The sequence below is a fragment of the Sneathiella sp. genome (genome assembly GCF_041689005.1).
Taxonomy (GTDB): domain Bacteria; phylum Pseudomonadota; class Alphaproteobacteria; order Sneathiellales; family Sneathiellaceae; genus Sneathiella.
This window is the reverse complement of record NZ_JBDNHC010000098.1, coordinates 1-16,915: the sequence shown is the minus strand read 5'-3', so window position 1 is coordinate 16,915 and position 16,915 is coordinate 1. Positions and strand designations below refer to the sequence as shown.

General features: G+C 50.4%; 20 protein-coding genes. 8 read left to right on the top strand and 12 right to left on the bottom strand.

Translation table 11 applies throughout. From position 1 onward, the window contains the following. Together ACESNI_RS11570 and ACESNI_RS11565 are read right to left on the bottom strand one after the other, a co-directional pair. Positions 1-857, bottom strand: an 857-nt coding sequence (locus tag ACESNI_RS11570; RefSeq protein WP_373086821.1) for an ABC transporter permease, incomplete at its 3' end; no start/stop codon positions are given. 73 nt (positions 858-930) lie between these two features. After that, positions 931-2,517 (bottom strand): ABC transporter substrate-binding protein, encoded by a 1,587-nt coding sequence (locus ACESNI_RS11565; RefSeq protein WP_373086819.1) that lies wholly within the window; start codon positions 2,515-2,517, stop codon positions 931-933. A 202-nt stretch (positions 2,518-2,719) separates the two neighbouring features. Here ACESNI_RS11565 and ACESNI_RS11560 point away from each other — a divergent pair, with 202 nt between their 5' ends. Further along, positions 2,720-3,649 (top strand): LysR family transcriptional regulator, encoded by a 930-nt coding sequence (locus tag ACESNI_RS11560; RefSeq protein ID WP_373086818.1) that lies wholly within the window; start codon positions 2,720-2,722, stop codon positions 3,647-3,649. A gap of 290 nt (positions 3,650-3,939) precedes the next feature. Here ACESNI_RS11560 and ACESNI_RS11555 read toward each other — a convergent pair whose 3' ends face one another. From ACESNI_RS11555 to ACESNI_RS11520, 8 genes are all read right to left on the bottom strand, one after another. Beyond that, complete coding sequence (locus ACESNI_RS11555) at positions 3,940-6,399, bottom strand: PAS domain S-box protein (RefSeq protein ID WP_373086816.1); 2,460 nt, start codon at positions 6,397-6,399, stop codon at positions 3,940-3,942. A 25-nt stretch (positions 6,400-6,424) separates the two neighbouring features. Further along, complete coding sequence (gene flhB / locus ACESNI_RS11550) at positions 6,425-7,525, bottom strand: flagellar biosynthesis protein FlhB (protein WP_373086815.1); 1,101 nt, start codon at positions 7,523-7,525, stop codon at positions 6,425-6,427. 6 nt (positions 7,526-7,531) lie between these two features. Continuing rightward, positions 7,532-8,293, bottom strand: coding sequence for a flagellar biosynthetic protein FliR (gene fliR, locus ACESNI_RS11545; RefSeq protein ID WP_373086814.1), 762 nt, complete (start codon positions 8,291-8,293; stop codon positions 7,532-7,534). Positions 8,294-8,310: 17 nt separating this feature from the next. Then, positions 8,311-8,574: a flagellar biosynthesis protein FliQ gene (fliQ, locus tag ACESNI_RS11540; RefSeq protein WP_373086813.1), complete on the bottom strand. Its 264-nt coding sequence runs from the start codon at positions 8,572-8,574 to the stop codon at positions 8,311-8,313. 36 nt (positions 8,575-8,610) lie between these two features. Beyond that, the gene (locus ACESNI_RS11535) at positions 8,611-8,937 is read right to left on the bottom strand and encodes a flagellar hook-basal body complex protein FliE (RefSeq protein WP_373086812.1); all 327 of its coding nucleotides are present in this window, start codon (positions 8,935-8,937) and stop codon (positions 8,611-8,613) included. A 19-nt stretch (positions 8,938-8,956) separates the two neighbouring features. Next, positions 8,957-9,367 (bottom strand): flagellar basal body rod protein FlgC, encoded by a 411-nt coding sequence (gene flgC / locus ACESNI_RS11530; RefSeq protein WP_373086811.1) that lies wholly within the window; start codon positions 9,365-9,367, stop codon positions 8,957-8,959. A gap of 26 nt (positions 9,368-9,393) precedes the next feature. Continuing rightward, positions 9,394-9,795 carry a flagellar basal body rod protein FlgB gene (gene flgB / locus ACESNI_RS11525; RefSeq protein WP_373086810.1) on the bottom strand — a complete coding sequence of 134 codons (402 nt, stop codon included), beginning with the start codon at positions 9,793-9,795 and terminating at the stop codon, positions 9,394-9,396. 151 nt (positions 9,796-9,946) lie between these two features. Then, positions 9,947-10,516, bottom strand: coding sequence for a DJ-1/PfpI family protein (locus tag ACESNI_RS11520; protein ID WP_373086809.1), 570 nt, complete (start codon positions 10,514-10,516; stop codon positions 9,947-9,949). A 371-nt stretch (positions 10,517-10,887) separates the two neighbouring features. Here ACESNI_RS11520 and ACESNI_RS11515 point away from each other — a divergent pair, with 371 nt between their 5' ends. The 7 genes from ACESNI_RS11515 to ACESNI_RS11485 all read left to right on the top strand — a co-directional run bounded on the left by ACESNI_RS11515 (position 10,888) and on the right by ACESNI_RS11485 (position 14,001). Beyond that, entirely contained in the window at positions 10,888-11,187 is a 300-nt protein-coding gene (locus tag ACESNI_RS11515) for an EscU/YscU/HrcU family type III secretion system export apparatus switch protein (RefSeq protein ID WP_373086808.1), read from the top strand. A 10-nt stretch (positions 11,188-11,197) separates the two neighbouring features. Next, on the top strand, positions 11,198-11,494 hold the full coding sequence (locus ACESNI_RS11510) for a hypothetical protein (RefSeq protein ID WP_373086807.1): 297 nt from the start codon (positions 11,198-11,200) through the stop codon (positions 11,492-11,494). Positions 11,495-11,562: 68 nt separating this feature from the next. After that, the gene (locus ACESNI_RS11505; protein ID WP_373086806.1) at positions 11,563-11,865 is read left to right on the top strand and encodes a flagellar assembly protein FliO; all 303 of its coding nucleotides are present in this window, start codon (positions 11,563-11,565) and stop codon (positions 11,863-11,865) included. After that, positions 11,862-12,647 carry a flagellar type III secretion system pore protein FliP gene (fliP, locus tag ACESNI_RS11500; protein ID WP_373086804.1) on the top strand — a complete coding sequence of 262 codons (786 nt, stop codon included), beginning with the start codon at positions 11,862-11,864 and terminating at the stop codon, positions 12,645-12,647. The genes ACESNI_RS11505 and fliP overlap by 4 nt, the downstream gene beginning before the upstream one ends. Beyond that, complete coding sequence (locus tag ACESNI_RS11495; RefSeq protein ID WP_373086803.1) at positions 12,634-13,185, top strand: EndoU domain-containing protein; 552 nt, start codon at positions 12,634-12,636, stop codon at positions 13,183-13,185. Before fliP ends, ACESNI_RS11495 begins: the two co-directional genes overlap by 14 nt. A 69-nt stretch (positions 13,186-13,254) precedes the next feature. Next, complete coding sequence (locus tag ACESNI_RS11490; protein ID WP_373086802.1) at positions 13,255-13,524, top strand: hypothetical protein; 270 nt, start codon at positions 13,255-13,257, stop codon at positions 13,522-13,524. A gap of 93 nt (positions 13,525-13,617) precedes the next feature. After that, complete coding sequence (locus ACESNI_RS11485) at positions 13,618-14,001, top strand: flagellar basal body rod C-terminal domain-containing protein (protein ID WP_373086801.1); 384 nt, start codon at positions 13,618-13,620, stop codon at positions 13,999-14,001. 6 nt (positions 14,002-14,007) lie between these two features. On the opposite strand, the gene ACESNI_RS11480 is transcribed toward ACESNI_RS11485, so the two are convergent. Both ACESNI_RS11480 and ACESNI_RS11475 read right to left on the bottom strand, forming a co-directional pair. After that, positions 14,008-14,706 carry a 4'-phosphopantetheinyl transferase superfamily protein gene (locus ACESNI_RS11480; RefSeq protein ID WP_373086799.1) on the bottom strand — a complete coding sequence of 233 codons (699 nt, stop codon included), beginning with the start codon at positions 14,704-14,706 and terminating at the stop codon, positions 14,008-14,010. Positions 14,707-14,860: 154 nt separating this feature from the next. Continuing rightward, positions 14,861-16,876, bottom strand: a complete 2,016-nt coding sequence (locus ACESNI_RS11475; protein ID WP_373086823.1) for a putative 2-aminoethylphosphonate ABC transporter permease subunit — start codon at positions 16,874-16,876, stop codon at positions 14,861-14,863. Between the last annotated feature and the right edge of the window lie 39 nt (positions 16,877-16,915).

Genomic DNA, 16,915 nt, shown 5'->3' with positions numbered 1-16,915 from the left:
TCTGCAAATTGAACTGCCTGGATAAACAAACTCCCCATTCCGGGCCACTGGAAAACCGTTTCAGTAATGATTGAGAATGCGATAAGCGAGCCAATCTGAAGACCCGCAACCGTAATGACGGGAATAAGCGTATTTTTAAGAGCATGACCGTAGTTTATGTCGCGCCCCTTCAACCCCCGGGCGCGGGCAAATTTGATAAAATCAGTCCGCATAACTTCAAGCATCTCAGATCGGATGATCCTTAAAATCAGCGTTGTTTGGTAAAGCGCAAGTGTGATGGACGGAAGAATAATGGCTTCCCATCCGCTAACGGTCAGTAACCCTGTAGACCATCCCCCTGGAATATCTACTACGTCTCCTCTGCCGAATGACGGCAGCCAGTGAAACTTCACAGCGAATATATAAATTAACAATATTCCGATAAGGAATGTTGGAAGGGATACACCCACCAAAGACGTCGTGAGGATAATTTTGCTCAGCCAATGATCTTTTTTGAGGCCAGTAAAAAGCCCACCTGCTACTCCAAGAACCATTGCAATGATGGCCGAAACGAACACCAGTTCCAAAGTAGCTGGCATTCGTTCTGAAATTAGTTCATCTACCGGTCTTTGCAATCTATACGAGATACCAAAATTGCCATTTAGGGCGTCAAGTAAAAAACGGCCAAACTGGGTAATAAAGGGATCATTGAGGCCTAACCGTTCACGCAATGCATTCATGTCCTGAACTGTTGTCTCCTGCCCAACCATATTGCTAATCGGATCACCGACGAAGTTAAACAAAAAGAAACTTATAAGAGCGACAACGAGCATGACGATCGTGGATTGTATTACCCGTTTCAGAATAAAGTTAATCATGCGATTTTCCCTGAAGAGAAAGAAGTGCGCAGGCCTGGCCAGAAAGAAAACCAGGCCTGCGACTTAGGGTTTCCTAGTTCATTGTCGCCCAGTAGAACCGAGGCATGTCGTTTGGCTCGATCGGGATATCGAGTTTCTTGGACATGGCCCAGAAAATCATCTGATGGTGCAACGGCAGATAGGGCATATCTTTCTGAACCTGGGTCCAGATCTCATCGATCATCTTGTTCCGCTGGTCAACGTCAACAATTCCCCGGATTGCCTCAATTTTCGCATCCAGTTCTGGTGTTCCGTATCCGGAGGCATTCCACGAACCTTCCGAATGCAGCAAGTAATCGAAAATGAATCCTGAATCCATTGTCGGAATACCCCACCCGAGCAAGAAAAAGTCAGTTCCCCTGCCGGTGATTAACGGGAAAAATTGGGTTTTCGGCTGCGCATTTAACCGCACATCGATGCCGACCTTCGCCAACATGCCGACGGCCGCCTGACAAATGGATTCGTCATTTTGGTACCGGTTGTTCGGGCAATCCAGCTGCACTGAAAATCCGTCCGGATAACCGGCCTCCGCCAGCAGAGCCTTAGCCTTTTCCGGATCATACGGCAGACGGTTTTTATCCCATTCAGCCTTATATCCGTTAATCGGCGGTTCGATAATCATTCCGGCAGGAATTGCCATGCCGCGCATCACAGCCCGCTTTATCGCGTTGATATCGATGGCATGGTAGAACGCCTCGCGTACCCTCACATCCTTGAAAGGATTTTTTCCCTTCACGCTTGAATGTCGCAACTCATCGGATTTGACATCAAAGCCGAAGAAAATTGTCCGGATTTGCGATGTTTTTTCAACCTTCAGCTTATCATCGGACAAAATCCGGTTCAGATCCTGGAGCGGGGGATCGGTCAACAGATCCACCTCGCCGGACAGTAAGGCGGCGACACGGGTTGCGTCATTGGCAATCGGCGTCCAGATGACCTTGTCAATATTATGCTTGTAAGACTTGTTTCCCCACCAGTTCTCGTTTCGAACCAGAACGGTTTTTACGTCAGGGTCCCGGCTCTCCAGCTTAAACGCACCCGTGCCGTTCTCGTGACGAACGGCATATGTCTCCTGTTTTCCACTAAAGTTTTGGGGAGTCTCAACTTCATGTTCTTTGGACCATTCCTCATCCATCATGAAGATATTCACCAACTGGTCCAAAAGAATTGGGTTCGGCTTTTCCGTAATGAACTGCACCGTATAATCGTCGATCTTTTTGACGTCCTTGATCGTGTTCACATAGCCCTTCATCTGACTGGTTTCAGCCTGAGCTCTTTTGATTGAGAATACGACGTCATCGGCGTTAAACGGATTTCCGTTATGAAAGGCCACCCCCTCGCGGAGTTTGAATTCCCAAGTATTCGGATCGATATTCTTCCAGCTTGTGGCCAGTCCGGGGATTTTAATCATATCCGGATTACGCATCACCAAGGCATCATACATCTGGATATCAGCCATTAGGGTAACCAACGTATTTAGCGCATGCGGATCGAGCGTTGGCGCATCGCCAACATTCGTATATCTCAATACATTTTCTGCGTAAGCTGGCATTGCAGTCTGTGTCGCAATTGCTCCCAAAACCATTCCAGCTAACATCAAGGGCTTCGATTTGAAAAACATAAAACCTCCTATGTTTCGATTTTCCTAGGCCAGGTCTGATTTTCTTGATTCGAGCTCCCAGTCCCTGACACTTCGATCCGTTGTAAATTTTTTTACGTTTAGGACCGAAGCATCCAAATATTGCCACTCTGTACTTTATTTGAAAAATATATTAGTATTATTATATTCATGAGTTTTTTATATAAAATAAGGAAATGGATTAATGAACCTGTCATTGAGATTAATGCGCTACTTCGCGGCAGCCGCACATTTCAAAAGCTTGACCAAGGCTGCAAACCAGCTAAATATCTCTCAATCGGCGGTAAGCCTTGCTGTCGATAGTCTCGAATATGAACTTGGTCTGAAATTGCTAAACCGACAAAGATCGAAAGGAATCTCGCTTACCAGCAAGGGCCGGGAAATACTTATTCGGATCCAGGGCATTCTGGATCAGATTGACAATTTTGAAAGTGACGTTGCGGGAATCCGTGAAAATATTTCCGGCGATCTCCATGTCGGCTGTTTCAATGCTATTGCTCCTATTGTTCTTGCTCCTATTTTGAAACGCTTCGTGTCAGAACATACTGCCGTTCACGCCAATATCATTGAAGGAAACGTCCGGCATATTTTCGATAGTATTCATCGCGGAGAAGTCGACGTCGGGATATCATATGATGAGGCGGATATAAGCGCCGGGCTGAAAACCAAGACACTGGCGGTAGTTCCCCCTCACGTGATCATGCCGCGCAACCATCCACTTGCGGAACAACCGGATGTTTCATTATCCGATCTGATAGGCCATCCTATGATACTTTTGGACCTGCCGAGTTCAAGACAGTACTATACGTCGCTCTTTGAAGCATCCGGTTTTCATCCGGATTTCGCATATAAATCAGGTAACTATGAAATGGTCCGAAGCATGGTCGGCATTGGCCTCGGTCTAGCATTGCTTCAATCGCGCCCTCCGACTGAAGATACGCACAGCGGTTCCAAAATCATTTGCAAACCGCTGCGTGAGAATCTCCGGAAATCCAGGCTTGTTGTCGCCTATCTCGAACAAAGCATCAAAAGGCGTACGGTTAATGCCTTCATCGAGCATTGTGAATCATACTTCACAACCGCCGAAAGCCGGGACCTGATTGTCTCACGATAATCCTCTTGCAGTTCATCACTCCCATCAGCCCAGGAAGCAAAACGTCTGAGATCAGCCCGAATAATTTTCCCGGTTGTCGTCATGAGAAATTCGTTGACGAGCTGATTTCCCGAGGATATTCATGGGCAGCTAGTCAGATTTTTACCCAAAACTGAATGTCCTTTGCCGGGTCATCCGACATTATACATCGAATTCAAGTACAATAAACGCCAGTACAATTTCAGTTTTGCCAGGGTCTGGTTTACCGTCGGCGCCTGCCAAATCAACATCAGGAAAGCACTATCGAAATTTTACGCGTCTTCGCGCATCAGGACTTCCTTGACCTTTGTTGCTATCTCTTTCAGGGAGAAGGGCTTGGGAAGGAAATCAATCTTGCTGACGTCGAAATCGAGGTCCTTGCGGAAGGCATCTTCCGCATAGCCTGAGATAAAAATCACCTTCATGTCCGGGGTTTCGGCCAGCACATGCTTGACCAGTGTCGGGCCATCCATTGCCGGCATGACCACATCCGTGATCAGCAAATCAATTTTCCCGTCATGCTCATTTGCAATGCTGAGGGCGGTTTCGCCGCAATCGGCCTGAAGAACGTTATACCCCTTGTTCTCCAACGCACGGGCGGCAAAGAGCCTGACCGGATCCTCGTCCTCGACCAGAAGGATCGTTCCCTTGCCCGTCAAGTCCCGATGACTTTGTGCCGGGGCCAACACTTCCTTGTCGCCAATCTCCGCAATCTCCACATAACGGGGCAGAAAGATATTGAATGTTGTCCCCTTGTCGTCGTTATTCACAGCAAAAATAAAACCGCCCGTCTGCTTGATAATGCCATAGACTGTACTCAGGCCGAGCCCGGTTCCCTCCCCCACATTTTTGGTCGTAAAGAAGGGGTCGAAGATCTTCTCAATCACATTATCGGCAATACCGGTGCCGGTATCGGACACCTTGACCAGGATATATTCCCCCACCGGGATAAGCTCATCAAAATCCGTGCCCCTTTCGGTGATCACCAGATTTTCCGTCTCGAACGTCAGAAGGCCATCCCCGGACATCGCATCGCGCGCGTTTACTGCCAGATTGATGATAACCTGTTCAAATTGCCCGCGGTCGACCTTCACCAGCCAGAGATCCCGGGCGTGGGTGATTTTGAGCTGAATCGCCTCCCCAATCAATCGACGAAGCAGGTTTGAGAGTTCGGCAAGCACATCGGTCAGATCGGTTATTTCCGGGCGTAAAGTCTGCTGTCGGGAGAAAGCCAGCAACTGGCGGACCAGTCCCGCCGCGCGGTTGGCGTTCTGTTTAATCTGGTTAATATCTGAATAGGATGGATCGCCGACCTGATGGCGAAGCAGCAGAAGATCGCAAAAGCCAATCATCGCGGTCAGCAGATTATTGAAGTCATGGGCAATGCCGCCCGCCAACTGACCGACGGCCTGCATTTTCTGACTCTGGGCAAACTGCACCTCCAGGTTTCGCTGGATAGAGGTATCGATCACATGGACAAGCAGCCGCCCTGTCTCCAGGTCCTCGCCAGCGATGGTACTGATATAGAAATTCGCCGCCCGCTCCGCGCCGCCCTTCAACTTGACCTCAATCGGCAAGGCGGCCATCTCACGCGCGGACGCTTCAATCAGTCGATGCTGTAACTGTTCACGGTCCTCCGCCTGCACCAGCTCCGTGACATGGCTGCCAACGGCGGTATTAACAACCGTTTCCGTCAGGGCGCGGAAGGCCGGATTGGCCTCGACAACAATACCTTGTGCATCAAGCAGGACAATACCGATGGGGGCTGCCTCGAAAAACGGGCGGAAATGCCGCTCCGCACTCGCGACCCTTTCGCGCCATTCCTGCTCTTGCGACAGCTCCCGCACCACCGAGCGCGAACCGACAATCTCCCCGCTCTCGTCGCGGACAATCGTTTGCGTAATATAAACCGGCAGAGGAGTGCCGTCACGACGGCGAAGGTTCGTCTCCCCCTCAAACAGTGGGTCGCTCTCGGTAAATATCTCCATCAGATCAAGTTGATCTTCGTTTTTCTTGAAGATTAATTCGGAAAATGCAAGTTGCCCATCCGACAGTTCTTCCTGGGAATATCCAAGCCACTCACAAAACATGCGGTTGGCAAACTGGATACGGCCCTTGTGATCGAGGAAGTAAAACCCGACCGGAACGTTATTAAAATATTCCGACAGTTTCTGCCGCTCAATGCGCTCGTCTTCCTCCTGGCGATGCTGGCGCGTAGTCTCCGTGACATACCAGATGATATTATCGGGAGTAACATCGATTGAATGCGCAAGGATCGAGAGCCAGCGTCCAGTCCCTGTCTGGATATCAACCCGCAATCCCGACGAGCCGTCATATACTGCCGACTTCAGCAATTCATCAATTTTCATGCACCCTTCCGGGTCGTCCGCCAACATATCCCGGAGTGTCTGTCCAGGTTCCTTGGGTGACAAGCCGAGCAATTGCCTGTAGGCGGTGTTAGCGAATATGTATTTACCGTCCTTGGTTGTCAACAAGCGCCCCTCCGGGCTTGTCGAGGCAATATCCGATAGCAAGTCGAGGTTGCCACTGGCGGCCTGGCGCAATCCATGAAAAATGAGGTACCATAGCCCAAGGCCCATGGCGGCTATAACCATGGCGCTCAGGATTATGATATTGAGCAGGCCAAGTTCCCGGCCCAATAATGCCGAAATAACAATAAGGGCCGCCACCAGAAAAAAAGCGGCTGCCAATTGCCGGGCATCCACACCCATAAAGAATTTTCTATTTCGCCGCTGCCTATGTCGCACTGTGAGGTACCATCCGCGAGTTTGACTTCATTTTGTTGAGACGCATAACATATCCAATAATTTCGGCGACCGCCTTAAAATGTTCATAGGGTATTTCGTCATCCAGATTACAGGCCTTGTGCAGGGCACGCGCGAGGGGTGGATTTTCGACGATCGGGATCTTATTTTCTGTCGCGATTTCCCGAATTTTCATTGCAATATTGTCTTGTCCCTTGGCAACAACCACGGGAGCCCGCTCATCTTTTGAGTCATATTTCAGGGCTACCGCGAAATGCGTCGGGTTGGTTATGATTACGTCCGCCGTCGGCACCGACTGCATCATCCGCTGGCGCGAGCGTTCCATGCGGATTGCCCGCAGACGAGCCCGGATCATCGGATCGCCTTCGGTCTGCTTGTGCTCATCCCGAATTTCCTGCTTGGTCATGCGCAGTTCTTTATAGTGATTGAAGCGCTGATACATGAAATCGAGGCCGGCAATGACGGTCATTACCGCCACTACCCCGGCGAGAAGCGACAGCGCCTGATCCTGGATAAGACGCAGAACATGCAAGATATCGTAAGAGACAATAACGGGAAGTTCATCCATTTTCGGGACGACGAACATGAAAGCCACGCTCCCAACGAGAAAAAGCTTTAAAATTCCTTTCAGGAACTCCATAAGGGATTTAAGCGAGAATAATCGCTTCATACCTTTCAGGAGGGAGAGCTTGTCAAGTTTCGGCTTTATGCGTTCCGCCGAAAATACCGGCCGATGCTGAATAAGGTTGCCGAGCAACCCCGCCGCCATCAACGTCCCCAACGCCGGCGCCACCACCCCGATAACCTCCCAACCCAGGCCCCCGAAAATAATCCCAAGATGGGCCCGGTCCGTCGGGATGGCGTGCGGCTGTTCAATAAACTTCAGAAGATCAAGGGTCAGACCCTTCCCCAGCCCGGCAACGAAAATCATGATAACAAGGGCAATCCCCATCGTCATGAACCAGTGACCAACCTCCTGGGATTTTGGCACCTGTCCCTTTTTGAAGGCATCCTCAAGCTTTTTAGCCGTTGGTTCCTCGGTTTTTTGTGAGTCGTCTGTATCGTCGGCCATCGTTGCCTATGCCCCCAAAAAGCGGATTAACGCGTCCTCATAAGAATTGAGAAACCACATCATTCCGGCGCCGATGGTAATCGAAAGAATGACAAAAGACAGGGCAATCTGCAGAGGCATGGCGACAAAGAATATCTGCACCTGCGGCATGAGCCGGTTGATCAGTCCAATTCCGATATAAAATGTCAGTCCAAACACCAGAAAAGGGGCAGCGATTTGAAATCCGAGCTGGAAGGCCATCTGGATAAAATCTGTCACCAGCATACTAATATTGCCGAAATCCGGCACGTGCCCGGCCGGGAAAATCGTGTAACTGGCGAATGTCCCCTCAATGAACAGGTGATGAAGATCGGTCACGAATATCATCGTCAGGCCCATTAACGAGAGAAAGGTGCTGGTGATGGCACCCTGTGTCATCTGGGTCGGATCGAAGAATTGGGCGGCCGCGAGGCCTGATTGCTGGGCAATAATGGTCCCAGCGACATGCAGGCTGCTCAGCACGGTGCGCAGGATACCTCCGATGATCAACCCAATCAGGATTTCACCACCGAGCAGGAGTAGAAGCTCAATCGGCGTCGCAGGTTCGGGGGGCAATTTATCGGCAACAAACTGCACCACCAGAAAACTAACACCAAGGGCCACGGATAATCTTACACGCGGCGGAACGAAGGCTTCACCAAATCCGGGAACAACCATAAAGGCGGTGCCAAGCCGCGTAAACACCAGCAGGAATGCAAATATATTGAAATTAACGTACTGGTCCAGCATCTATCCGGCGCTACCGTTCACAATCCGGAGATTCGTTGCGCGATATTTTCCATCAGGCCGATCATGTTAGAGATCATAAACGGCATGAAAATAATCAGCGACAGGAATATAGCCAGAATCTTGGGTACGAAGGCCAGCGTCATTTCCTGCACTTGCGTCAGCGCCTGAACAAGGGCGACGACCAGTCCGACGCCCAGGGCAACCAACATAACCGGCGCGGCAACTGCCAGCAGGACCCAAATCGCTTCTCGCACCACGTCAACGACATCGGTTGGGCTCATTATGCGAAATCCTTATGCTGTAATTCTTCTTACAGCCTAGATTGGCATTTTAATGATGTCTTGATAAGCCTGAATTACACGATCACGTACTGCAACGACGGTTTCTAGGGTCGCTTCGGCATTACTAACGGCGGTTACAATGTCCGCAAGTCCCGCATTTCCGGTTACCGCTTCCATGCTGACCTGCTCGGAGGCGACGCCGCTCTTGATGGCATCATTCCCCGCTTCCGCCAGAATTTGTGCAAAACTTGCGCCTGCCCCGGCCTTGTCAACACCGTCGGTACCACCACCTTTAATGTCAATTCCATGAGTCAGGGCTTTCGAGTAAGCCTGTGTCGCCGCCAGGGCGTTCGTCTCGACCATTAGTTAGCCTCCGTTTGCCCTACTGCTGTAATATAGATAGGGTGCGCATAATCATTTTCTTGGACGCCTCGATCACCCCGAGGTTCGCCTGGTAGGAACGCTGTGTTTCCTTCATATCCATGATCTCGACAAGAGCGTTGACATTCGGCACCTTGACATAGCCATCGGCATTTGCCGCCGGATGACTCGGATTGAATTTTAGTTCAAATTCTGATCTGTCGACACCGATGCGTCCAACCTTTACCTTCGTCACGTTGTCTTCCCGGTCCAGCACATTCTTGAAAGAGATGGTTTTTCTACGATATGGATCGTCATTAGGCGTTCTTCCAATACTGTCCTTGTTTGCAAGATTTTCAGAAATCACGCGCATGCGCTTTCCCTGCGCATCCATGCCAGAGGCCGAGATGGCCATTGTTTTGAGTAAATCCATAGCGTATCTGTCCTTTCACAAACCGTCTAGCGGCGACCCAGGGCCATTTTCAACATCCCCAGGTTTTTCTTGTAAAGCGATGTCGTCAATTCATACTGGATTTGCGTTTCAGCAACCTTCATCATTTCTTCTTCAATCTGCACCCCGTTCCCCGTCGGCGTAAGGGCATTGCCGTTTCCACTTCTCTGGGCTTCATACGGGGAAATTTCGGCAACTCGAATATGATGCAAATTCGTTCGGTTGACGTGAACCGCCTTTTCCTCTGGTCCCTCAATCATTTCCTTGAATTCAAGGGGCTTGAGATCACGGGGCCGATAGTTGGGTGTGTTGGCATTGGCGACGTTCTCCGACAGGACTTTCTGTCGTTGCGTCAGCCATTTCATGCGCTCCGTCAGCGCCGCGAACAGGGGGATATTATTTAAATCCATAAAACGATCACTTCCGCCTTGCGGTTTTTACCTGAGGCTAAACTAGCCATTAATCGTTAATAGACGGTAAATTTCTCCTGCTTGCTTTTCGGCAATAAAAAACGCCTCCGGTGAAGGAGGCGTTTCCAGTCAGACTTAGATGCCGCAGATTTTATGCGGCTTCCCAGGCTTCCGGCTCATAATTCAAAATGCATCCAGCGAATTTTTCCATAAAGGCATCACTTTCAACAGTACCCGTCACCAGCATGTCATCAACGTGCAAGTCGCTGTCAAGGACGGTCGCACCGGAGCCCTCAACAACATCCTTGTCATCGTCGTTGGCAATGACCGTCCGGTTGTTAAGTAAATTTGCCTCAGCGAGGATCTTGGGCGCTTCATCATCCAGTGCCACCGGCTTATTGTCTTCCATAAACCCGCGCATGAACCGAGCAGTCTGCGGATCGGAGATCAACCGGTTGACATGGCGGGAGCCGCCAGGAATGACGACCGCGTCGAAATGATGGGACATGGAGGTCGCAAGATGCGCATTTGCCGGGAAGAAATGACCCCAACCGTTGCCGTGCCAGCTGTTCACCACCCCTTTTTCGGGAGAGACAATCTTTATCTCGGCACCAGTTAAAACCAGGCTCTTATGGAGGCTTGTCATATGGGATTCTTCAAAACCGTTAGCAACGAGAATGGCAATTTTCTTTCCACTCAGCGCATTTTCCAAGTCACTCATCTATTATTTCCTTTCGTTAACTCGAGCGTTTATCGCGAGTCCGTGAGTATTGAACGTTTATATGTTCAATTGATGTTCAATTGTTCTGGCTCATTCAAATCCTGAATAGCCGCAATTTATCATTTCGCCTTTTGAGTCAAAATCTAGTATGCAAAGCGGAGCAAAGGCCCCTGTCGGATTATTTGCAATCTGCCGATCATTAAGGATGGCAAAGCACCAGTATCAGCGAGCCGGAACATAATCTTTCCCCCTTCGACATGCAAGAGAGAAGTTGAGAGTTTTTGCATTTGCGATCCGGCGTTAACATAAAGCAAATATTAACAACAAGAGATTATGCTTTGATTTCCTGATTTTACAAATTTGTATATACGATGAAAACGGATAAAAACAACCCCGGCGCCACAGCGAAAGCGACAATAGCCGTTGCCCTCGAACATGACGGCAGCAATCCTGCGACATCCAGGATCACGGCGACCGGGCGGGGCGAAGTTGCAGAACAGATCTTGCAATTAGCGTTCGCTCATGGTGTAAAGGTGCGCACAGATTCTGATCTGGCCGGGATTTTATCCGAAATTGAAGTTGACTGCCCTATTCCCCTGGAAGCATTGGCTGCGGTTTCAGAAGTCATGTCTTATTTATATAGAAGTCAGAGTAGACGTTCTTCAGATTGAAACACAATCCATGAATGATAACAGCGGACAAATCGACAGTAGTATATCCACTCTGAAGCAGGATATTGCCGCTTATCAGGAACAAACCTGCAGCGGCGTCATGATTGATATTGGCGCCCTGCCCGACCGTATTGTCGAGCTTCAGAACCACGTGCAGAACTCACCCCGGGAACAAAGAATGAGATACACGCATTTGATGGCGCAATTGCTTGCCGCCCTTGATGATCTCTCCCATGAAATTCAACTGCGCCACGACGTTTTGGCCAAGGATATGATGCCTTTGGAAAGGGCCGGCGGCAAAGAATAGTTTTCAAACGTGGCAAGGGAAGTTACTGTGGCTCCAGACGAGGTTCGAAATTTGGAATTACGAAGTAAATGGACGTCATAGAGTACCTTAAATATATTGTCGGCCTCCTCATTGTCCTCGGCTTGATCGGATTAGTGACGTTACTCGCGCGAAAGTTTGGCATGGTCCCACGGGCGGATCGCAAGCCGGGAAGCCCGAAGCGTCTTTCCGTCACCGATGTCATCTCCATTGACGCCAAGCGCCGCCTCGTACTAGTGAAGCGCGATGACCGAGAGCATCTGTTGCTGCTTGGGCCGGAACGTGATCTCGTTGTCGAGCGGAATATTTCGATGACCTTTACCGCAGGCGCGGATCCGGTGACAGGCGAATGATAAAAACATCTAAACCGTCATCACCCGGCCGTTTCCGCACATATCGTATTCTCGCCCTCGTCCTCACGGTCGTCATCCTGATGGTCCCAGTAGACGTTATGGCGCAGTCGCTGTCTCTTGATCTTGGCGATGATGCGGGGCCGCTCACCGGGCGGATTGTCCAACTCGTCGTTCTGATGACCGTCCTTAGTCTGGCGCCGGCAATTCTTATCGTGACGACGTCTTTCACCCGGCTGATTGTTGTCCTTTCGCTGTTACGAAGTGCAATTGGCGTCCAGTCGACGCCGCCGAACGTTGTCATTATCTCTCTCGCCCTGTTTCTGACCGGCTTTATCATGGCCCCGACGTTCGAGAGCGCATATGACAGCGGTATCGTTCCACTGCTAAACAATGAAATCACCGAAACCGAGGCCTTCGACCGTGTTGCCGATCCGTTTAAGATCTTCATGCTCAAGCATGCGCGCGAGAAAGATATCCTGTTGTTCATGGATTTAAGCCAGACACCGGAAACCGCGACCCCCGAGGAGGTGCCGCTAAAGGTGCTGGTCCCGGCCTTTATGATCAGCGAACTCAAGCGGGCGTTCGAGATCGGGTTTCTTCTATTCGTGCCCTTTATCGTGATTGATATGGTGGTCGCCTCGATCTTGATGTCGATGGGGATGATGATGCTGCCGCCGGTGATGATATCGCTGCCGTTCAAGCTGATCTTCTTTGTTCTTGTTGATGGCTGGAATCTGGTGGCGAAAAGTCTGGTTGAAAGCTTCGTCAATGGGGCGACATAACAAATTTTGCAATCTGAGCAGCGCGAGAATTCGCTCAGCAATTGCGCTTCTTGGCCTTGCGCTTTTAATTGTCACCGCCGGATACTACATTGTCACAGGTGGATACAGCAGCAACGCAATTTCCACATCGCAACGGCCAGATACCGAGCCGTCAATAAACCTCAGTCACATTTTCGATGGTGAAATCAACCGGCACGGCAAGCCAGTCGGCCTGCATGTCGCCCCCGCCGCCGCCGATAGCGCACATGCTCAGCTTAAAAAGATTCTTTCCGGTCCCAACAGAGTTGGCGTCTATACCGCCATCGTGCGAATTTTTGATCCCAACGAGCTTAAATGGAAGGAGAAATTTTCCAGCATATTTCCCGACCGCCTGTCACGACAGGAGATCATTGCCGCAATCCTGAACGCCGTTTCGAGGAAGCCTGTTGCGTCTGGGGCAAAATGGCGCGGACCCTCCGGGCGTGGGTTTATGATCGAGGGCTATCAGTCCAAAGACGGCACCATCAATACGGCCTATCCGCTGTATGTCGCAGATTGAGAAATTTGAATCATGATTGATATTTCCCTATCCCGCGATCCCGAAACTGGATTAATTAGCGGAAAAATAGTGCCAAAAAACAACCTATTAGAAAGTTATTTTGAGACTGAAGTTCAAAATGATCTGGCGCTGATCGGCTACGTGGAAACGCTGGCGGCGCAGGACGGCCCGGTTGAAATCATCGGAAATGCCCATACCCTGAAATTCAACGATAACCGCTATACGGTCACGTCCCTTTTTGACGAGGCGGCCCCACCCACCACCGGCACAAAAACGGAATTTCTATTTCTGCTCGGTCAATGGCGCGACTTTCTCCGGAGGGAGATCGACGAAAATTAACGATTTATTCATATTTATGCACTTATAAAGAGTTCATATAGATATATATATTCGCATAAAGTTTATTTAAATTTGTCGCGATTGGAGGCAGTTATGTTACCTATTCTCGGTTCCGCCCTCAGCGGCATGGACGCAGCGACGAAAAGGATCGACGTTTCCGCACAGAACATTGTCAACGTTAACAGCGTCGGCACCAAGAGCGAACAAACCTCCTACAAGGCAGTGGAGGCGATTCAGACTAGCGATGGAAATGGCGCACCGACGGTAACCGTGCGCGAACGAACTCCCTCAACAGTGACAACATATGCGCCCAACAGCCTGCTTGCCAACGCGGACGGACTGGTGGAAAGCCCAAATGTGGACATCGCCAGTGAACTGGTCAGTCAGGACGTTGCCGTGAACAGCTACAAGGCCAGCGTAAAAATGTTTCAAGTCTGGGATGAAATGCAAAAGGCAACCCTCGACATCACTTCCTGAGGTCAATCAGGCAAGATAGATCCCGTCCAGCGACCTCAACTTCACAACAGGTGCAAAAAGGCCGGCTACCGTGCAGGCCCCTTGTAAGTCATCCAGAAAAACGGCCATGAGGCTGGCTTTCGGCTCCATCGGTAATCGATAGGATTTCAATCTTCCCTCTTCGATCACAACGTCGATCAGGCGCGGATCAAGGGCCAACCCCTCGCCCGTCACCTTCATGCGCGCTTCCTTTGCCGTCCACAGCCAGAAAAACATTTCCCGACGTTCTTTCTCTGGCAGAAGCGCCAGCGCCTGTTGCTCAGTCAGCGTATAATAATAACGACTTAGCTCATCTATCTCAACTTTTCTATCAAATAGCTCGACATCAATTCCGATCGTTCCCCGGCCGGTAACGGCGAACACGGCGATGTCAGCAGAATGAGACATGTTGAAGTGAATATTATGCGAGGCAACGAACGGCTTCCCCCGGGATTCTGTTTCAATCAGTATATTTTCGGGCGGCGTATCGAGGTAAAGGGCCAGTATCCGGCGAAGCTGTCCATGCGCCCGGATATAGCGATGCCGATGCAGGTCAAAATGAAATCGCTTCGCCTGCGCCTTTTCGGTGCTGCTTAATATATGCCAGCAACCGTCAAGATCGATGCCGCCGTCATTCCCGACATCAGCGGAATATACATGAACGTCTTTTTCCCTGAATTTGATCATACCTCTGGAATGTTCCCGGTCTCGCAATAAGAAAGAAAATTCACGGGTTTGAGCAGGTTTGCCGCTCCTACCCTCTCTGAACAGGAATAGTATCTATTCTGTCCAGTCAATCAAAGCGAAATTCGCGAGAGCCTTCGGACGGAGTGCCGCCTTATTATCGGAGTCGCCAAGCCTGCGTCCGCTTCAATATCACCTTTGAGATGAAAAGATGAATAATACGCGCAGTGGCATTGGTATAGAAAATCATCATCCCCATCGCCGCGGCCGGCGCAATATCCCCGGCGTCGTCCATATTCAGGACTGCCACCGACGCAAGCGCCGTATCGGTGGAATACAGGAAAACGACAGCTGACACCGTGGTCATCGCGTTCACAAACAGGTAAATCGCAATATCAAGAATTGCCGGCATACAAACCGGCACGGTTACGCAGGCAAAAAGCTTATAGAAGGGTTGCTTGAGGGAAGCAGAAACCGATTCAAATTCCCCATCCATCTGCTTGAGAGCGGTCACCGCCGTCAGGTGTGACACCGTATAGAAATGGGTCACAGTGACAATAACCAGGATCGTCATGCTTCCATAGATGAAATTCAGCGGATTGGCGGGGTTATTGAAGAAAAAGATGTAGGCCAGCCCAAGGACCATGCCAGGAATCGCCATCGGCAACATCGCCAGGAACTGAAACAGGGTCCGCCCGGTGCGGAACCCACGGGTCTTGTCAACCATATAGGCGCCGATAAAAACGACGATCGTTCCAAAAAACGCGGTCAACAGTCCAAGCTGAATGGAATTGCCGTAAGCTTCCCAGCCCCCCCCATCCATGCGATCAAAGTTATAATTCTTGAGACTTATAGTCAGGTCATAAGGCCAGAACTTGATCAGCGCCGCGAACTGGCAGACCGCCAGAATACCGACAATGAAACAGGCAACAAGAGCACAAAAGGCAAAGCAGATGCGATCAAACCGGCGATTTGGTTTCGGCTCATACACCACCGACCGGGCAGACAGTAACGCCACCTGTTTTTTCTGCACCTGCCGATCGACAAAAAAGGCAACCAGCGCCGGCATGAGCAGGACAACGGACACCACTGCCCCCATTTCAAAATTCTGCTGTCCGATCACCTGTTTGTAAATATCGACCGCCAGCATGTTGTATTGCCCGCCAATAACCTTGGGCAGGCCAAAATCGGTAATTACCAGATTAAAGACAACGAATGCCGCCGAGATCAGGCCATAGCGGGCGCCCGGAATAGTTACGGTCCAGAAGGTCTTCCACGCGCTTGCCCTGAGGGAAATAGCTGCCTCGTATAGCCGGGCATCGGAAATGGCGAGAGCTGTGGTGATAATGATCATGGCATGGGGAAAGGTAAAAAACACCGATCCAAGAACAATACCGTAGGGCCCGTAGATAGATTCGCCCATCATCAACGAATTGAGCATTCCCTGATTGCCGAAAAGATACACCAGCGCGATCCCCGGCAACAGCGACGGCACGAGGATGGGAGCCATGGCGATCAGGCGAAAAGCGCCCTTGAATCTCATACAGCTACGACTGAGCGCATAAGCGAAGGCGAACGCCAGACTGACGGTTATGATAGTGCTGACAAGCGAGATAAAAATCGAATTTTCGATTGAAATAAACAGCGACGGCGTCGAAAAATACGTGCCGAAATTACTGAGCCCCAGCGATTTGATCGGTCGCAGCACGACCTTTCGAAATGTATTGGAATCGACATCATGCCATTCGGTACCAACTTTACGTTCCGAGCCGATCAAAAATACCGTTTCCGGCGTCACCCCGCGAACCTTGTAATGAACGGGGCTTCGGAAGCTGAAATCAGGAAACAGGGCGGTCAATTCAAGGCGGCCATCGGAACTTGTCGCGAGCTGTTCCGCCGATATGGCGCGGATTTTCTCGTTAAGGGCCGCAGCAGAAAGAACCTTCCCGCTGAAATTCCCTTCCGCGTCGCTTACCTGAAGCTCAATCTGCGAGAGGTCAAACTGAAACGTCGAGAAGGCTTTTGACAGCATGGCATAAAGCGGCATTGCCAGCGTCACTACCAGATACACCGCGATGATGAGGATAAAGGAACGCATCAACAAATCATCCCGCCCAAGTTTGGCGGCGAGCGGACGACCTGCGGGAAGTTTGACTTGCGTGGTAACAGACATTAGTTCGCGCCTGTTTTGGAAGCGAAGACCTTTAACCGG